A 16,706-nucleotide genomic window follows, 5' to 3' on the forward strand; every position below is an offset into this window, starting at 1 on the left:
GGTGTACACGCTCTCCCGGTACGCACGTACACAGCGATTGCCCCCAATGCGTCATATAGGGTGACGACCAAGTTCGCACAAAGCGAACTTGATTCCTCAAAGCAAAAGGCAGGATACCACCGTCATAGTGATACCCTGCCTTTGCTCGTTTAACGCTCTGTGTAGTCCTTCCGCAGAACTTCCGATAAACAAAAAACGTACCCGAACCCTTTTTCGTAAAGAATTGGGTTCGAGTACGAACTGTTTGGTGGACGGTACAGGACTCGAACCTGTGACCTCCTGCACGTCAAGCAGATGCTCTACCAGCTGAGCTAACCGTCCATATTCTGTTGCGTCGTGACGACTCTGATATAATACCATGACTTTCCCGAAAAAGCAATACTTTTTTCGAAAAAATTCTGATTTTCTTTTGAGATCTTCAAAAAAAGGGCGCAAAAAAGCCCCGGCGGCGTCCGGAAAACGGACAGCACCGGGGAAAATGCGGGAAAGCTCACTGCTTTGCTTCGGGGAAACCCTCGAGCTTTGAGGTGCAGTGGGGGCAGCGGACGGCCTTGATGGCGATGTCGCTCTGGCAGTAGGGGCACTTCTTGGTGGTAGGCTCCTTCGGGGCCTCCACGGGCTTTTTGTGCAGCATATTGATGGCCTTGATGGTCACGAAGAGCACGAAGGCCACGATGAGGAAGTTGATAACGGCGTTGAGGAAGGAGCCCACGCCGATGCCCACATCGCCGATCTGGATGACAACATCCGAGAAATCGGCGTTGAAGAACAGGCCGATGATGGGGGAGATGATGTCGTTCACCAGAGAGTTGACGATGGCGGTGAAGGCCGAGCCGACGACCACACCGACTGCCATATCGAGCACATTGCCGCGCATGGCAAAGGCTTTGAACTCATCAAAGAACTTTTTGATGCCGCTGGTTTTCTTTTCTGACATGATAACTACCGCTCCTTTTACCGCAAATGGCATGATATAGCTCTATAATACAGGATACATCTGCCATTTTCAAGAGAAAAGCTGCTGCTTTGCGGCGGATGAGCGAAGCGCCTGAGAGGGCTGGGCGGTCAGACCTGATGCTCTGCGATCCACTGGCTCATCTGCTGGGCGATGGCCTTGATGGAGCCGTCGCGGAAGGGCACCTGCAAACCAGCGGTCTCGCACAGCTCGGTGTAGCTGGCGGTACCGGCGCGGCGGACGAGGCGCAGATAGCGCTCCCATGCGTCCTTCTGGTCGTGGAGGCTCAGCAGGAAGAACTGCAGCGCGGCCATGGTGGACAGGCAGTAGTCGATATAGTAGAAGGGGCACTCGTAGATGTGGAGCTGACGCTGCCAGCCCGCACCGCGGCCATAGAAGGGCAGATTGTCGAAGTCGATCCAGGGGCGGTACTTGTGCTCCAGCTCCAGCCAAGTCTGGTTGCGCTGGTCGGGGGTGAGGTCGGGGTTCTGATACATGATGTGCTGGAACTCATCCACTGCGCAGCCGTAGGCGAGGAAGAGGAAGCTGTCCTCGGCGTGGAGCAGGGCGTACTTGTCGGTATCCTTGCCGAAGAGCAGGTGATGCCACGGCGCGGTGAGGAACTCCATCGCCATCGAGTGGATCTCGGCACTCTCCATGCCGGGGCACTCGAGGTCGGCGGGGATCTTGGGGTCGCGCTCGGCTACATAGCCCTCGAAGGCGTGGCCGCACTCGTGGGTCAGCACGTCTACGTCAGCCGAGGTGTTGTTCCAGTTGGCGAAGATGAAGGGCGCCTTGTAAGAGGGCAGACTGGTCATATAGCCGCCGGACATCTTGCCGGGACGGCTCTCGACGTCGAACAGCTCGTTGTCCTGCATGAAGTCGATGAACTCCGCCGTCTCGGGGCTGAGTTCGTGGTACATGGTGCGGGCAGCGGCCATCCGGGCATCGTAACCTTCGATGGGCTTGGGGTTGCCGTCCCGGAAGGCGAAGGGCAGGTCGGTGAAGGTGGGGTGTTGGATGCCGGTGCGCTTGTTCTTGAGGGCGATGACTTTCTGCAGCTCAGGCACGACGTCATGGGCCACCTGCTCGCGGAAGCGCTTGATGTCCTCGGGGCCGTAGCCGATGCGGTTCATCCGCACATAGGAAAGCTCGCTGTAGTCGTGATAGCCCATGACCTGAGCCTGCTGGTTCAGGTTCTTGACGATCTTCGTGTACAGCTCGTCCAGCTCGGCGCGGTGGGCGTCGAAGTAGCCGGCCTCGGCCTCATAGGCGGCGCGGCGGGTGGCGGCATTGGTGCTCTCCTTGTAGGGGCCGAGCTGGGGGATGGTAAGCTGTCGGCCGTCGAACTCCACCAGCGCACCGCCGTAGATCTGCTGATAGGTGCTGACGAGGGCGTTGTACTCCTGCTGCAGCGCTACGGTGCGCTCGTCCATGCCGAGCACAGCGTTCTTCATGCCAGCCACGCAGGTGGAGCCGAAGGCCTCCGTCAGGGCATCTACATGGGGGTTGGCAAGGAAAGCGCGGCTGATCTCGACGCTGGCGTTGGACACAGCCGGGCCGTTGGCGTCAAAGAAATCCTGTTCGGCCTTCCAGTAGGTGTCGCGGGTGTCGCAGGTGTAGTGGATATTGGCGAGGTTCGCAGCGGTAGTGTAGTCGGCAAAAGCGCGGCTCTGCTCGTAATAGGTCTCCACAAGGGCCTCGCCGCTGTCGGCGGCTGCGGCTTTTGCCGTCAGCTCCTTGCAGCGGGCCAGCAGTGCGTCGATGTCGGGGCGGGTATAGGTCATCTCACTGAATTTCATCGAGAAAATCCTTTCCGGGACAGGAAAGTCCCTTTCAATAGTAAGTCCATCTTATCACGTTTGGGCCGAAAAAGAAAGGCTTTGGACATATGTGATAAATTCAAAGGCTTTGTTTTAGTAAACCTGTTGCATCCCATGATTGAAACCGAGCGAAAAAAGGCATATAATAACAGTATCAACAGAGTAAGGCCATGTGCGTCAAGTGCCGCATCAACGGGGAGTTGTGCTGCGGACGAAGGGAGACCCGCGGTGCATGGCCTGCATCCCGCTGCTGCATGGACTTGGGTGCGGGCGATGCTGTCTGCACGGCGTCGCTCGGAAGTGAAGTTTGTTGAACTCACGCCCTCCTTTGTGCGGTTTGTCACAGGGGAGGGCGTTTCATTCTGCCCTCCCGCGAGTTCCTGAAAAACAGGAGGACAGTTGATATGAACAACCATTCGAAGATCTCCGTGCGCACCCTGACGGCGATGGCCCTGCTCATTGCCATGAGCATCGTCTTTTCCTGGGTGCTGAGCATCTCTACCGGCTTTGTCCGGTTCAACCTCGGCAGCCTGCCGGTGCTGCTGGCGGGTATCCTTTTTGGGCCGTGGGCGGGCTTCGTCGTGGGCATGGTGGCCGACATCATCGGCGGCGTGCTGGCGGGCTATGCCATCAATCCGCTCATCACGCTGGGCGCGGCTTCCATCGGCCTTGTAGGGGGCTTGGGCTGGCAGAAGCTTTCGAATCTGCGCACCGGCAACCGGCTGTGGTGCAGCGTGCTTGCAGCCCACTTCGTCGGCTCCATGGTCATCAATTCGCTGGCGCTCCACATCTTCTACGGCTATGCGTGGGCGGTGCTGGTGGCCCGCATCCCGAATGCGCTGGTGCTCACCGCAGTGAATACGGTGTTGCTGCGCATTTTGCTTGAGAATCGGGCGCTGATGGCGGTGGCGAAGCGGTAAGGGCTTGCGCAGTATTTTTAAGCAGGCTTGCGCGCTGGTGGCGCGGGGTTAGAGCGCTGTTGCAGTAGGGCCAGTTTTTTAAGCAGGTTCTCGCGCTGGTAGCGCGGGGGATGTTTTTTCTTTCGGTCAAATGGCTTGCGCTCCGCGCGGGCCAGAGGCAGGGAGGGGTGTTTCGACTCCCCCCTCCCTACCTCTGGACTCCACTCTCCCCGCAACGAGTTAAGGGCTGCTCGCCCTTAACAAACCCAAAGAAGAAGTCGAAGCCCAAAAATGCTAGCCGCTGCGCTAAGACGGGTTGCGGTGCCCAGCGTCCACTTCGTGCCTTGAGCGGCACTCGTGTCCTGCTGACCGCGGCCCCAACAGCTCCTCCCTGTATCCGCCGCAGGCGGCGGTCGTCGCTGTTGCGCATTTTTTTGTGCTTCTCCTATTTACGGCTCCGCCGATGATTTCACCTTTCTACTGAACTTCACGTCTTGCAAAAGCGTAACACCAGCTGCGAAGCAGTAAGTCGGAGAAACGAGAAAAAAGCGTTTAGCGAAGCGGCTAGCTTTTTTCCGTTTCGACCTCTCCTTCGGGGTCTGAAAGGGGCGAGCAGCCCCTTTCTCGTGGATCCAGCGCGTCGAAATCGCTGGTGCTTTTCTGGTTCTCTTTTGGCACGCAAAAGAGAACATTAGCCTTAATGAAAAAGCGATTTGCCCCGCGCTACCAGCGCGAGAACCTGCTTAAAGAAAACCAAGCCCTACTGCAACATCGCTCTAATCCCGCGCACAGGCGCGCAATGCCGCTTCCCAAAAAATAAAACCAACAAACGAGGCGTTTTTTCATGAATTACGAATCCGCTTTGGAATATATCCACGCAGTCCAGTGGGCCGGCCACAAGCCGGGCCTGAGCCGCACCCGCACGCTGCTGGCGGCGCTGGGCGACCCCCACAAAAAGCTCCGCTTCGTCCATGTGGCGGGCACCAATGGCAAGGGCAGCACCGCCGCCATGCTGGCGTCCTGCCTTCATGCGGCGGGATACCGGGTCGGGCTTTACACCTCCCCCTTCATCAATCGCTTCAACGAACGCATTCAGGTGGACGGCGAGCAGATCCCGGATGACGCTCTGGTGCGTCTGGTGGAGCGCGTCCGCCCGGCGGCGGAAGCCATGAGCGATGTACCCACCGAGTTTGAGATCATCACTGCGCTGGGGATGCTCTGGTTCGCCGAGGAAAAATGCGACATCGTAGTGCTGGAAGTGGGCCTCGGCGGTACGCTGGACTCCACCAACGTCATCGACCCGCCCGAGTGTGCGGTCATCACGGCGCTGGGTATGGATCATGTGAAGGAGCTTGGCCCCACCCTTGCAGACATCGCCGCCGCCAAGGCCGGCATCATCAAGCCGGGCAGTCCGGTGGTGAGCTACGGCGGTGTGCCGGAGGCGGACGCCGTCATCGCCCGGACGGCGGAAGAAAAGCACGCCCCCCTCACGGTGGTGGACTTCTCCCGCCTGAACGTGGAGGGCGGAAGCCTCGACGCCGTTGCCTTCGACTTCGACGGACTGGACGGCATCCGGCTGCCGCTCATTGGCAGCTATCAGCCAAAGAATGCCGCCCTCGCCATCACGGCCCTCCGGGTGCTGCGGGGCAGGGGCTGGAACATCCCCGACAGCGCCATCCGCACCGGCCTCGAGCAGGTGAGCTGGCCGGGCCGCTTTGAGCTGCTGCGGCACGCGCCCGCCTTCCTGCTGGATGGCAGCCACAACGCCCACGGGATGCGGGCTACCGTCCAGAGCCTCCGGGACCGCTTCCCGGGGCAGAAGTTTGTCTTCCTGCTCAGCATCATGGCCGACAAGGATGTGGACGAGATGCTGGCGCTGCTGCTGCCGCTGGCAGAGCAGTTCGTCACCGTCGCGGCCCACACCCCCCGGGCCATGCCTGCCGAGACGTTGGCTGAGCACATCCGCGCCCGGGGCGGCAGGGCGGAAGCGGCTGCGGACATCCCCGCCGGGGTCGCCCGCGCCGTCGAGCTGGGCGGGGACGGCCCGGTCTGCGCCCTCGGCACCCTCTACTTTTCCGGCGACGTCCGGCAGGCGTTCGCCCGGCTGACGGCAGAATAAATAAAAGAAAAGCGATGACCCAGTGCAGATGGGCCATCGCTTTTTTGCCCTTTCGGGCAAGCAGGGTAAATGATAAGAAGGTAAATGAAGAAAATAGCAAAAATAAGAAGGTGAAAACAGAAAGAAAAACAAGGGCAGCGGGAGGTATGTATCCAACATCCTGCCTTTGTTGGATACAACAATAACACGATTGCAGAGAAATTGCAAGGCTTTTTCCGAAAAAAATCCACAAAATGGGCTGGATGTTGTACTTTTGGCACAACGCACAAATCCTGATGGCACTTCACCGGCAATTTGACGAAGCGGGATGTTCCAAAGCGGAACACCATAAATTCTCATAAGCCGCCCTTCGGCTCTTGCACGGCTGGACGGGCTGTGCTAAGATGATAACGTAAAATGAGAAGTCTGCGCCAAGAAGCGCATCGGATGTGATATTGCAGATGACCAAAGGAGAATATAGATGGTAAAAGACGTATCGAACGGCGGCCCAAAGCCCCTTTTTAGCGGGCGGGAACCGCTGTTTTCCCAGAAAGACCTGCTGCGGCTGGCGGGGCCGCTGCTCATCGAGCAGTTCCTTGCCGTGACCGTCGGCATGGCCGACACCATGATGGTCTCCCGCTGCGGCGAGGCGGCCATCTCGGGCGTCAGCCTTGTGGATATGATAAACAACCTCATCATCGTGCTGTTCGCAGCGCTGGCCACCGGCGGCGCGGTGGTGGTGAGCCAGTATCTGGGCGCAAGGGAGCAGAAAAAGGCCGACGCCAGCGCAGGCCAGCTCATCCTGCTGAGCGCCATTCTGGGCACGGCGGTGGCGGTGCTCTGCATCCTCTTTGCCCGGCCCATGATCAGCGCCTGCTACGGCTCCATCGACGCGGACGTGCTGGACGCTGGTGTCCTGTACCTTAAAATAACGGCCCTGAGCTACCCCTTCCTCGCGCTGTACAACGCGGGCGCGGCCCTTTTCCGCAGCATGGGCAACTCCAAGATCTCGATGCAGATCAGCATCCTGATGAACATCATCAACATCGTGGGAAATGCGGTCTGCATCTTCGGCTTCAAGATGGGCGTCGATGGCGTGGCATGGCCCAGCGTCGTTTCCCGTGTCATTGCGGCGGCGCTCATTCTGGGGCGCTGCTACCAGAAGGGCCACGCCCTCACGGTGCCCAAGACCGTCCGCCTCGACACCGGCATGGCAAAACGCATCCTCGGCATCGGTGTGCCCTCGGCGTTTGAGAACAGCCTGTTCGAGGCGGGCCGCATCGTCGTGGTCAGCATGATCTCCACCTTCGGCACCGTCCAGATCGCCGCCAACGCCGTCGCCAACAACCTCGACGGTGTGGGCTGCATCCCGGGCAAGGCCATCAGCCTTGCGATGATAACGGTCGTAGGCCGGTGCGTCGGCGCAGGCGACAACGAGCAGGCAGTCTACTACACAAAAAAGCTGCTGGGCTGGGCCTACCTCGTCATGGGCATCCTGAACGGACTCATCCTGCTCTTTGTCCGGCCTCTGGTGGGCATCTATGAGCTGTCCGGTGAGACGATGGAGCTTTCCATCATTCTGGCCTGCATCCACGCGGGCTTTGCGATGCTGCTCTGGCCGCTCTCCTTCGTGCTGCCCAACGCCCTGCGCGCCGCCAACGACGTGAAGTTCACGATGGTCGTCTCCATCGCCAGCATGGCCTGCTGGCGGATCGGCTTCAGCTACATCATCGGCGTGCGGATGGGCATGGGAGCCATCGGCGTCTGGATCGCCATGGTGGTGGACTGGGTCTGCCGCGTGACCTGCTTCGTGACCCGCTTCCGCAGCGGTGTCTGGAAAGAAAAATACAAGGCCTGATAACAGAAAGGAACATCAGATGAAACTCATCAGCTGGAACGTGAACGGGCTGCGCGCCTGTCTGACCCACGATTTTGCCGCGAGCTTCGCCGCGCTGGACGCGGACGTGTTCTCGGTGCAGGAAACGAAGATGCAGCCCGGGCAGGCTGATTTTGCCCCGGAAGGCTACACAGAATATACCTACTCGGCGGAGAAAAAGGGCTACTCCGGCACGGCCTGCTGGTGCAAGACCCCGCCCCTGCGCGTCACCACCGGCATCGGCAGGGAGGAGCACGACCACGAGGGCCGCGTGCTGACGCTGGAATACCCCGGCTTCTACCTCGTCAACTGCTATACGCCCAACAGTCAGGACGGCCTCAAGCGGCTGGATTACCGGATGACGTGGGAAGATGACTTCCGGGCCTACCTGCTGGGTCTGGACGCCAAAAAGCCGGTCATCCTCTGCGGCGACCTGAATGTGGCCCATCAGGAGATCGACATCAAGAACGCCAAGACCAACCGCATGAGCGCAGGCTTCACCGATCAGGAGCGGGCCAAGATGACCGAGCTGCTGGCGGCGGGCTTCACCGACAGCTTCCGTGCGATCCACCCGGATGAGGTGAAATACAGCTGGTGGAGCTACCGCTTCCACGCCCGGGAGAAGAATGCAGGCTGGCGCATCGACTATTTTCTCGTCTCGGACCGAATCACGGACAAAATAAAAGCCGCCGAGATCCACAACGAGGTGTTTGGCTCTGACCACTGCCCGGTGGAGCTGGACATCGACCTGTAAGGAGGGCTCTATGCTCAAAAACTATCTTATCGTTTTCTTCATCTCGATGCTGCCCCTCGTGGAGCTGCGCGGCGCCATCCCGGTGGGCATCGGGATGGGCCTGCCCATCCTGCCCACCTATCTGGTCTGCGTGGTGGGCAATATGCTGCCGGTGCCGTTCATTTATCTGTTCGCCCGGAAGCTCCTTATCTGGGGCTATCACAAGCCCCTCATCGGCCCCTTCTGCCACTTCTGCATCGTCAAGGGCGAAAAGGGAGGCCGCGCGCTGGAGGCCAAGGCTGGTCGGGGCCTTGTGGCCGCGCTGCTGCTCTTTGTGGGCATCCCGCTGCCGGGCACCGGCGCATGGACGGGCACGCTGGCCGCCTCCATCCTCGACATGAAATTCAAGGACGTGCTCGTCGCCTGCATGGGCGGCGTGCTGCTGGCCGGCATCATCATGGGTCTGGCCAGCGCGGGCCTTCTGGGTGCGCTGAGCGGGCTGTTTGCGGTGTGAACCGGAAGCTATTTCGCGCTGCATGGGCTGGAGAGGGCTGGTTTTCCGCTGCAAAGTGTGCTAGAATAACAGCAGTGTGTCTTGAACAAAGGCAAAGAAAGGACGAATCAAAGATGCAAGAGGCCTTGAATCAGAAGATCGACGCGTTCATCGCGGCGAACAAAGAGCAGCTCCTGAAGGATATTGCTGCACTGGTGTCCATCAACAGCGTGGAGGGCACCCCGGAAGAGGGTGCACCCTACGGCGCTGGCCCCCGGGCCGCTCTGGACAAGACGCTGGAGCTGGCTGCAGGCATGGGCCTTGCCACCCGCAACTGCGAGGACCACATCGGCTACGCCGAGCTGGCCGGTGCGGACGCCGAGAAGTATCTGGCGACCATCTGCCATGTGGACGTGGTGCCCGAGGGCAACGGCTGGACGCAGGATCCCTTCCAGATGGAGATCCGTGACGGCTGGATGATCGGCCGCGGCGTGGCGGACGACAAAGGCCCGATGGTGGCTACCCTGTATGCCCTGAAGTTCCTCAAGGAGGAGGGCGTCTCCCTGCGCTACCCCATCCGTGCCCTCGTGGGCGACAACGAGGAGACCCATATGCACGATGTGGACTACTACCTCGCCAACTACCCGGCCCCGGTGTTCTGCTTTACCCCGGACGCCGAGTTCCCGGTCTGCAACGGCGAGAAGGGCCACTTCGACGGCAAGCTGGTCAGCCCGGTCTGCAACGGCGTCATCAAGGACTTTGAGGGCGGCGTCGCTACCAACGCTGTGCCGGATCGCGCCAGCGCCCTCGTGACCACCGACATCACCAAGCTGCGCAACGCCCCCAACATCACCCTTGAGCCGGAAGGCGAGGGCGTCCGCATCCGCGGCTGGGGCAAGTCCGGCCATGCTGCCATGCCGGAAGGCACCGTCAACGCCATCGGTCTGGTGGTGAACTACCTGCTGGACAACGGCCTGTGCAACGACGCCGAGCGCGCCTATCTGGAAGCCGTCAAGAAGCTGCACGACTCCACCGCCGGTGCGGGTCTGGGCATCGACTGTGCCGACGGCCCCTTCGGCCCGCTGACCATCATCGGCGGCAAGATGTCGATGGTGGATGGCCGGATGATCCAGACCATGGACAGCCGCTATCCCACCTGCACCGACGGCGACGCCATCGCCGCAAAGATCCGTGCCGCCATCGGCACCGGCGCAGAGCTGACCGATGTGGGCAGCGCAAAGCCCTTCTACATCGAGGCGGACACCCCCGCCATCAAGGCCTGCATCGACACCTACAACGAAGTCACCGGCGAGAACGCCACCCCCTTCACCATGGGCGGCGGCACCTATGCCCGCCACTTCCCCTATGCCGTCAGCTTCGGCCCGGAGCACAGCGACATGGTGCTGCCCGAGTTCGGCGGCCCGATGCACGGCGCGAACGAGGCCGCTCCCATCGACAAGCTGCTGGAGGCCCTCAAGATCTACATCATCGCGCTGCTGCGTCTGGAGGAGATCGACTTTTGAGCCGGGTGCTGGTCATTGACGGGCAGGGCGGCGGACTGGGCCGTCAGCTGGTCGCAGCCCTCGCAACCGGATGCCCGGACGCGGAGCTGACCGCTGTGGGCACCAACAGTCTTGCGGCCTCGGCCATGCTCCGGGCAGGCGCACCGCGCGCCGCCACCGGCGAGAACGCCGTGGTGGTCAACTGCCGCCGGGCGGACGTCATCGTAGGCCCCATCGGCATCGTCATCGCGGATTCGCTTCTGGGCGAGATCACTCCGGCGATGGCGGCGGCAGTCTGTCAGAGCGACGCGACCCGGGTGCTCATCCCCATCAACCACTGCGACAACATCGTGGTGGGGGTGCCCGACCAGCCCATCGGCCAGCTGGTGACAGCGGCGGTGGAAAAGGTCAAAGAGCTGATCCGATAAAGCAAAAAGCGGAAGCTTTCCCGAGGGAGAGCTTCCGCTTTCGTTATGTCCGGAGTGATGTCCGCTGGCGTGCGGCCACCTGCTGGGCCGTGGGGGGGATGTCGCCCTGCGCGGCTTTTTCCAGCTGGCCGATGCGGCGGTCGAGGTCCAGAAGGCGCTGGGCCATGATGTCCGGCAGGTCCTGCTGGTCGAGGTCGTCGGCCGGGTTGACGGCTTTGTTGTTGATGCGCACCACCTCGGCAGGCACGCCCACGGCGGTGCAGTTGGCGGGCAGATTCTTGAGCACCACGCTGCCCGCGCCGATGCGGGCGTTGTCGCCGATATACACCGGGCCGAGGACCTTGGTGCCCGCGCCGATGAGGACATTGTTGCCCAAAGTGGGATGGCGCTTGCCGGTGTCCTTGCCGGTGCCGCCGAGGGTCACGCCGTGGTAGATGGTGCAGTTGTCGCCGATCTCCGCCGTCTCGCCAAAGACGATGCCCATGCCGTGGTCGATGAACAGGCACTTGCCGATCTTTGCGCCGGGGTGGATCTCGATGCCGGTCTTATGCCGGCCCCGCTGGCTGACCCAGCGGGCGAGGAAGAAGTGCTTGTGCTCGAACAGCCAGTGCGCGACGCGGTGGTAGACCAGAATGTGAAAGCCCGGGTAAAGCAGTATGACCTCCAGCACGGTGCGTGCTGCGGGGTCCTTGCGCTGGATGTTCCGCGCGTCCTCTAAAAGCCCCATAACAGAAAACCTCCATTTTTGCCGCCCGCAATGGCGGCCCCTCTCTGATAGACACTATAATAGCACAACGAAACTTTAATGTACAGTGAAATGGTAGGATATGAGAGCAAAAATGAGGATTTTTTTGCACGAGACCTTTGGCGGCGGGGGAGAGGCGGGATTTTTCGGTAGAGTAGCTAAAAATCGCCGCTTGCAGCGTCAAACCTTTTCACACAGAAAAGAGGCCGAAGGCATTGACACATTTCGCGTTTCTATGCTAAAATATATCGAAAAGAACGGAACAGAAAAGGAGACGGGAGCATGAAGGCTAAGATGATGCGTGCAAAGCTGAAGAATCAGTTTGCAGCCGTTTTTGCTGTGGCTCCGGTGTTTCCTTTTCTAGCGTGTTGACTTTTCCCTTTGCGGGGAAAAGTTTTTTTTTGCCCTTCTGAGGGCCGACACACCCGGACGATGAAACCAGACAAACACAGACAGGGAGGTAATCTTATGCTGCTCATCAACGCTGTCAACGCCGAGGGCCGGCCGGTGGAGCTGTATGCAAAGGACGGAAAGATCGCCGCCGTCGGTCAGGGACTGGCCGCGCTGGCCGGAGAGGACGAGACGGTGCTGGACGCCGGGGGGCTGACCGTGCTGCCCGCCTTTGTGGATCTGCACTGCCACTGGCGTACCCCGGGCTTTGAATATAAGGAAGACATCGAGACGGGCAGCCGGGCCGCAGCCGCAGGCGGTTACACCTTCGTGAACCTGATGCCCAACACCAAGCCCGTCTGCTCTTCCGCTGCACAGGCTGCGATGGTGGAGCAGAAGGCCGCAGAGGTGGGCCTGTGCGATGTGAACCAGACCGTCTCTATCACCGAGAACTTCGACGGCAAGACCATCGACCACCTCAAGACCCTGCCCGCCTCGGTCCGCTTCATCACCGAGGACGGCCACGGCGTGCAGGACAACGCCACCATGGCCCGGGCTTTCGCCATCTGCACCCAGCGCGACATCACTGTGATGAGCCACGCCGAGGATATGGAGATCAGCCCGTGGGATTACCGTCTGGCCGAGGACATCGAGACGGTGCGCAACTGCTGGCTGAGCGAATACTACCAGACCCGGCTGCATATGTGCCACGTCTCCACCCGGGGAGCCATCGAGGCCATCCAGATGGCAAAGCTGCGGGGCGCGCCTGTCACCTGCGAGGTGACGCCCCACCACCTCTGGTTCACCAACGACACCTGCGACTACCGCGTCAACCCGCCCATCCGCACGGCAGACGATGTGCAGGCCCTCATCGACGGCATCCGCAGCGGCGTGGTGGACGCCATCGCCACCGACCACGCCCCCCACTCCGAGGAAGATAAGCTCAAGGGCATGGCTGGCATGGTGGGCAGCGAGACGGCCTTCGGCGTCTGCTACACCAAGCTCTGCAAAGAGGAGGGGCTGCCCCTTGAGCTGCTGAGCCACCTGATGAGCACCCGCCCGGCGGAGATCCTGGGCCTTGCCAAGGGACAGCTGGAGCCGGGCTATGACGCCGACTTCGTGCTGGTGGATCTTGACACCCCCTATACGGTGGACAAGGATAAGCTCCACTCCAAGTCCCACAACTGCCCCTTCGACGGGGCACAGCTCTACGGCAGGGTCTGCGCCACCGTCAAGGGCGGCCAGCTGACCTATCAGGCGGAAGAGTAAAAAACCTTTCACGGCCTAGCCCTCTCAGGCGCTGCGCGCCAGCTCTCCCAAGGGGAGAGCCAAAAGCGTGGCGGTCAAGCGAAAGCCTCTCCCTTTGGGAGAGGTGGCACGGTGTCAGCCGTGACGGAGAGGGCAAGGATGCTGACAATAGAAGAGATACCTATAAAAAGAGAGACAACAGGAGGAACCCCAAAATGACGAACATGGATAAGCTCTACGAAGCAGTCGAAGCACGCGGCCCGGTCTGCGTGGGTCTGGACACCGATTTCAGCTACCTGCCCGCAGATTTTGTGGACAGCACCCTTTCCAAGGGCGAGAACATCGTCCGCTTCAACAAGAAGCTCATCGACGCCACCAAGGCGGTGGCCGGCTGCTACAAGGTGCAGATCGCTTACTATGAGGCTCTGGGCCTCGAGGGCCTGAAGGCATATGCCGACACCCTGAAGGCCGTCCGCGAGGCCGGTGTGCCGGTCATCGCCGACATCAAGCGCGGCGACATCGCCAAGACCGCCGAAATGTACGCCATGGGCCACTTCACCGGCGATTTTGAGGCCGACTTCGTCACGCTGGCCCCCTACATGGGTCTGGACTCCATCAGCCCCTATCTGCCCTACGCCGAGAAGCAGGGCAAGGGTATGTTCGTCCTCTGCCGCACCTCCAACGGCGGCGCAAAGGACTTCGAGTACGAGAAGCTGGCTGACGGCCGCCACGTCTACGACCTCGTGGGCGACAAGCTGAACGCTCTCGGCAAGGACTACATGGGCGAGCACGGCTACTCCTCCATCGGTCTGGTCATCGGCGGCACCCACATCGAGGAGGCCACTGAGATCCGCGCCAAGTACAAGGACAGCTTCTTCCTCATCCCCGGCTACGGCGCACAGGGCGGCAAGGCCGAGGACATCGCCCAGTATCTGAGCAAGGGCAACGGCGGCGTGGTCAACTCCAGCCGCGGCATCCTGCTGGCCTACAAGAAGCAGCCGGGCGTGGCCTTCGACGAGGCCGCTTACAACGAGTGTGTGAACATGAAGGAGGCCATTGCCCATGCGTGCAGCCTGCTGTGAGGCCACTGTCCTGCGCCATGAGGTCATCGCGGAGGACATCCGCCTGCTGACCGTCCTCTGGCCGGACCGTGAGCACATCCCCCACGCCGGGCAGTTCTTCACCCTGCGTGCATGGGGCGCGGACGAAGCGCCCTTCCTTTCCCGGCCCATCAGTGTCCACAAGTGGGACGCCGAGACCCAGACCGTCGAGTTTCTGTACGCCGTCGTGGGCGAGGGCACCCGGAAGCTGACGGCCCTGATGCCGGGCGACAGCTTCCAGCTCACCGGCCCCATGGGCAACGGCTTCGATACGGCCGACCTGCTGAGCCGGTACAAGAAGATCGCCGTCGTGGGCGGCGGCATCGGCACCGCCCCCATGTATCAGCTCACCCGTGAGCTGGCGGCGGGCGGGGTCAAGCCCGACGTCTTCTTCGGCTTCCGGGATAAGCCCTACTGCATGGAGGAATACCGCTCCATTGCAAACAGCGTCAAGGTGTCTACGGACACCGGCGCGGTGGGCTTCCACGGCTTTGTCACCCAGCTGTACGACCCGGCAGATTATGACGTGGTGCTGGTCTGCGGCCCCACGGTCATGATGCGGAACGCTGCCCGCCTCTGCGCGGAGAAGGGCACCCCCTGCTTCGTCAGTCTGGAAAAGAAGATGGCCTGCGGCATCGGTGCCTGCCTCGGCTGCACCTGCGAGACCAGAAGCGGCGAGGGCAAGAGCGTATGCAAGAATGGCCCTGTGTTTGATGCAGCGGAGGTGTTCTGATGGCAGATCTGAAAACGAACCTGCTGGGCTTCACCATGAACAGCCCCATCATCGGGGCCTCGGGCACGGTGGGCTACGGCGTGGAATACGAAGAGCTGGCCGATTTCTCGAAGATCGGCGGCATCTCGGGCAAGGGCCTGACCCTCTACGGCCAGTACGGCAACAAGGGCGAGCGGCTCTGGGAGACCCCCTCGGGCCTCATCAACAGCATCGGTCTGCAGAACCCCGGCGTCCAGCACTTCATTGATGTGGAGCTGGGCGAGATGCTGGAGCTGAAGCAGAAGTATGGCACGGTGGCCATCGCCAACCTCGGCGGCCACAGCGAGGAAGAGTACGTCGAGGGTGCGGCCATGCTCAGCGAGAGCGGCGTGGACATCGTGGAGTTGAACATCTCCTGCCCCAACGTCAAGGTGGGCGGCATGGCCTACGGCGTCAAGGCCGAGGCCGCCGGCGAGGTGGTGCGGATGGTCCGCGACGCCTGCAAGAAGCCCCTGATGGTCAAGCTCAGCCCGCAGGCCGAGAACATCCCCGCGATGTGCAAGGCGGTGGAGGCTGCGGGTGCAGACGCCATCAGCCTGACCAACACCTTTCAGGCCTGCGCCATCGACCTCGAGAAGCGCCGCCCGGTGTTCGACAACATCTTCGCCGGTCTGTCCGGCCCGGCGGTGCGCCCCATCGCCCTGCGGATGGTCTGGCAGGCTGTCGGCGCAGTGAACATCCCGGTGGTGGGCCTCGGCGGCATCGCCACCGGCCGGGACGCACTGGAGTTCATCATGGCCGGTGCGGCGGCGGTGCAGGTGGGCGCAGCGAACTTTGCCAACCCCCGGGCGATGGAGACCATCGCCGAGGAGATGGCTGCATGGATGGACGCCCACGGCGTCCGGACGCTGGACGAGATCCGTGGTTGTGCACGCTGAGTGCATAAAATAAAGCTTAAACGCATAATGCCCGCAAATATTCATTAAATCTTAAAATTTGTGAATAAATTTGCGTTTTGACAAAATGCGTGGTACAATACCGCATGAACGAAAACAACGGAACATAGAGAGGGAGAAATACCATGAGTGAAGCACTTGAGATTCTGAAGAGCTGTGACGCATTTCTGGAGGGCCATTTCCTGCTTTCCTCCGGCCGCCATTCCAGCGCATACTGCCAGATGGCTTATCTGCAGCAGTACCCCGACCGCTGCGCCGAGGTCATGAAGGCCGTGGCCGATAAGATCAAGGAGATGGATGTGGACGTCATCGTCGGCCCGGCCATGGGCGGCATCGTCTACGCCTACGAGCTGGCCCGTCAGACCGGCAAGCGCGCCATCTTCACCGAGCGCGTGGACAACGTGATGATCCTGAAGCGCTTTGCCATCCATCCGGGTGAGAAGTGCCTCATCGCGGAGGACGTCGTGACCACCGGCATCTCCTCTCTGGAGACCAAGCGCGTCATCGAAGAGGCAGGCGGCGTCTGCCTCGGCATCACCTGCGTGGTGGACCGCACCAAGCCCGAGGCTCCGTCCCCCATCCCCATCGTGGCAAGCGCCCTCAAGCTGGACCTGCCCAACTACGCCCCCGAGGAGTGCCCCATCTGCAAGGAGGGCAAGCTGCCTCTGGTGCATCTGGGCAGCCGCAAGATGAAGCAGGAAGCCAAGCAGACCCTGTAAACGCGCAGGCGTGTTGAAGCGAGGAGTAT

Annotated in this window: 16 protein-coding genes, 1 tRNA gene and 1 riboswitch; of the genes, 13 read left to right on the forward strand and 4 right to left on the reverse strand. The window is 61.1% G+C overall.

Features of this window, described 5'->3' with window-relative positions; translation table 11 throughout:
- Positions 1–245 precede the first annotated feature (245 nt).
- The 3 genes from MTP38_RS01870 to MTP38_RS01880 form a co-directional block, all read right to left on the reverse strand.
- Positions 246–321: transfer RNA gene (locus MTP38_RS01870), tRNA-Val, on the reverse strand.
- Between the two features lie 169 nt (positions 322–490).
- Positions 491–937, reverse strand: coding sequence for a large conductance mechanosensitive channel protein MscL (gene mscL / locus MTP38_RS01875; RefSeq protein ID WP_227621917.1), 447 nt, complete (start codon positions 935–937; stop codon positions 491–493).
- A gap of 128 nt (positions 938–1,065) precedes the next feature.
- On the reverse strand, positions 1,066–2,757 hold the full coding sequence (locus tag MTP38_RS01880) for a M3 family oligoendopeptidase (protein WP_249234071.1): 1,692 nt from the start codon (positions 2,755–2,757) through the stop codon (positions 1,066–1,068).
- A gap of 177 nt (positions 2,758–2,934) precedes the next feature.
- Positions 2,935–3,030: riboswitch (THF riboswitch) on the forward strand.
- Positions 3,031–3,182: 152 nt separating this feature from the next.
- Between MTP38_RS01880 and MTP38_RS01885 the strand changes: the two genes are divergently transcribed.
- The 7 genes from MTP38_RS01885 to MTP38_RS01915 all read left to right on the forward strand — a co-directional run bounded on the left by MTP38_RS01885 (position 3,183) and on the right by MTP38_RS01915 (position 10,807).
- The gene (locus tag MTP38_RS01885) at positions 3,183–3,698 is read left to right on the forward strand and encodes a folate family ECF transporter S component (protein WP_249234072.1); all 516 of its coding nucleotides are present in this window, start codon (positions 3,183–3,185) and stop codon (positions 3,696–3,698) included.
- 823 nt (positions 3,699–4,521) lie between these two features.
- Positions 4,522–5,796, forward strand: coding sequence for a bifunctional folylpolyglutamate synthase/dihydrofolate synthase (locus MTP38_RS01890; protein WP_249234073.1), 1,275 nt, complete (start codon positions 4,522–4,524; stop codon positions 5,794–5,796).
- A 460-nt stretch (positions 5,797–6,256) separates the two neighbouring features.
- Positions 6,257–7,633, forward strand: a complete 1,377-nt coding sequence (locus MTP38_RS01895) for an MATE family efflux transporter (RefSeq protein WP_249234074.1) — start codon at positions 6,257–6,259, stop codon at positions 7,631–7,633.
- A gap of 19 nt (positions 7,634–7,652) precedes the next feature.
- Positions 7,653–8,405: an exodeoxyribonuclease III gene (locus tag MTP38_RS01900; RefSeq protein ID WP_249234075.1), complete on the forward strand. Its 753-nt coding sequence runs from the start codon at positions 7,653–7,655 to the stop codon at positions 8,403–8,405.
- A 10-nt stretch (positions 8,406–8,415) separates the two neighbouring features.
- On the forward strand, positions 8,416–8,898 hold the full coding sequence (locus MTP38_RS01905; RefSeq protein ID WP_249234076.1) for a COG2426 family protein: 483 nt from the start codon (positions 8,416–8,418) through the stop codon (positions 8,896–8,898).
- 113 nt (positions 8,899–9,011) lie between these two features.
- Positions 9,012–10,400: a Sapep family Mn(2+)-dependent dipeptidase gene (locus MTP38_RS01910; protein ID WP_249234077.1), complete on the forward strand. Its 1,389-nt coding sequence runs from the start codon at positions 9,012–9,014 to the stop codon at positions 10,398–10,400.
- On the forward strand, positions 10,397–10,807 hold the full coding sequence (locus MTP38_RS01915) for a DUF3842 family protein (RefSeq protein WP_249234078.1): 411 nt from the start codon (positions 10,397–10,399) through the stop codon (positions 10,805–10,807). Before MTP38_RS01910 ends, MTP38_RS01915 begins: the two co-directional genes overlap by 4 nt.
- 43 nt (positions 10,808–10,850) lie before the next feature.
- On the opposite strand, the gene epsC is transcribed toward MTP38_RS01915, so the two are convergent.
- Positions 10,851–11,534, reverse strand: a complete 684-nt coding sequence (gene epsC, locus MTP38_RS01920) for a serine O-acetyltransferase EpsC (protein ID WP_249234079.1) — start codon at positions 11,532–11,534, stop codon at positions 10,851–10,853.
- A 100-nt stretch (positions 11,535–11,634) separates the two neighbouring features.
- On the opposite strand from epsC, the gene MTP38_RS01925 reads away from it, so the two are divergent.
- From MTP38_RS01925 to pyrE, 6 genes are all read left to right on the forward strand, one after another.
- The gene (locus MTP38_RS01925) at positions 11,635–11,838 is read left to right on the forward strand and encodes a hypothetical protein (protein ID WP_249234080.1); all 204 of its coding nucleotides are present in this window, start codon (positions 11,635–11,637) and stop codon (positions 11,836–11,838) included.
- Between the two features lie 182 nt (positions 11,839–12,020).
- Complete coding sequence (locus MTP38_RS01930) at positions 12,021–13,211, forward strand: dihydroorotase (protein ID WP_227621783.1); 1,191 nt, start codon at positions 12,021–12,023, stop codon at positions 13,209–13,211.
- 194 nt (positions 13,212–13,405) lie between these two features.
- Positions 13,406–14,272 (forward strand): orotidine-5'-phosphate decarboxylase, encoded by an 867-nt coding sequence (gene pyrF / locus MTP38_RS01935; protein ID WP_249234081.1) that lies wholly within the window; start codon positions 13,406–13,408, stop codon positions 14,270–14,272.
- Positions 14,253–15,023 (forward strand): dihydroorotate dehydrogenase electron transfer subunit, encoded by a 771-nt coding sequence (locus tag MTP38_RS01940; protein ID WP_227621781.1) that lies wholly within the window; start codon positions 14,253–14,255, stop codon positions 15,021–15,023. The genes pyrF and MTP38_RS01940 overlap by 20 nt, the downstream gene beginning before the upstream one ends.
- Complete coding sequence (locus MTP38_RS01945) at positions 15,023–15,940, forward strand: dihydroorotate dehydrogenase (protein ID WP_227621780.1); 918 nt, start codon at positions 15,023–15,025, stop codon at positions 15,938–15,940. The genes MTP38_RS01940 and MTP38_RS01945 overlap by 1 nt, the downstream gene beginning before the upstream one ends.
- 143 nt (positions 15,941–16,083) lie before the next feature.
- Entirely contained in the window at positions 16,084–16,677 is a 594-nt protein-coding gene (gene pyrE / locus MTP38_RS01950; RefSeq protein ID WP_249234082.1) for an orotate phosphoribosyltransferase, read from the forward strand.
- Positions 16,678–16,706: the final 29 nt, after the last annotated feature.

It is taken from the genome of Faecalibacterium sp. I3-3-89 (genome assembly GCF_023347275.1).
Lineage (GTDB): Bacteria > Bacillota > Clostridia > Oscillospirales > Ruminococcaceae > Faecalibacterium > Faecalibacterium butyricigenerans.

Excerpts from the sequence above, each read along its gene's own strand:
- MTP38_RS01905 (WP_249234076.1), top strand. The coding sequence starts at position 8,416 with ATGCTCAAAAACTATCTTATCGTTTTCTTCATCTCGATGCTGCCCCTC.
- MTP38_RS01930 (WP_227621783.1), top strand. The coding sequence starts at position 12,021 with ATGCTGCTCATCAACGCTGTCAACGCCGAGGGCCGGCCGGTGGAGCTG.
- MTP38_RS01880 (WP_249234071.1), bottom strand. The coding sequence starts at position 2,757 with ATGAAATTCAGTGAGATGACCTATACCCGCCCCGACATCGACGCACTG.
- MTP38_RS01890 (WP_249234073.1), top strand. The coding sequence starts at position 4,522 with ATGAATTACGAATCCGCTTTGGAATATATCCACGCAGTCCAGTGGGCC.
- pyrF (WP_249234081.1), top strand. The coding sequence starts at position 13,406 with ATGACGAACATGGATAAGCTCTACGAAGCAGTCGAAGCACGCGGCCCG.
- MTP38_RS01925 (WP_249234080.1), top strand. The coding sequence starts at position 11,635 with ATGAGAGCAAAAATGAGGATTTTTTTGCACGAGACCTTTGGCGGCGGG.
- MTP38_RS01910 (WP_249234077.1), top strand. The coding sequence starts at position 9,012 with ATGCAAGAGGCCTTGAATCAGAAGATCGACGCGTTCATCGCGGCGAAC.
- MTP38_RS01885 (WP_249234072.1), top strand. The coding sequence starts at position 3,183 with ATGAACAACCATTCGAAGATCTCCGTGCGCACCCTGACGGCGATGGCC.
- epsC (WP_249234079.1), bottom strand. The coding sequence starts at position 11,534 with ATGGGGCTTTTAGAGGACGCGCGGAACATCCAGCGCAAGGACCCCGCA.
- mscL (WP_227621917.1), bottom strand. The coding sequence starts at position 937 with ATGTCAGAAAAGAAAACCAGCGGCATCAAAAAGTTCTTTGATGAGTTC.
- MTP38_RS01895 (WP_249234074.1), top strand. The coding sequence starts at position 6,257 with ATGGTAAAAGACGTATCGAACGGCGGCCCAAAGCCCCTTTTTAGCGGG.
- MTP38_RS01900 (WP_249234075.1), top strand. The coding sequence starts at position 7,653 with ATGAAACTCATCAGCTGGAACGTGAACGGGCTGCGCGCCTGTCTGACC.
- MTP38_RS01940 (WP_227621781.1), top strand. The coding sequence starts at position 14,253 with ATGCGTGCAGCCTGCTGTGAGGCCACTGTCCTGCGCCATGAGGTCATC.
- pyrE (WP_249234082.1), top strand. The coding sequence starts at position 16,084 with ATGAGTGAAGCACTTGAGATTCTGAAGAGCTGTGACGCATTTCTGGAG.
- MTP38_RS01945 (WP_227621780.1), top strand. The coding sequence starts at position 15,023 with ATGGCAGATCTGAAAACGAACCTGCTGGGCTTCACCATGAACAGCCCC.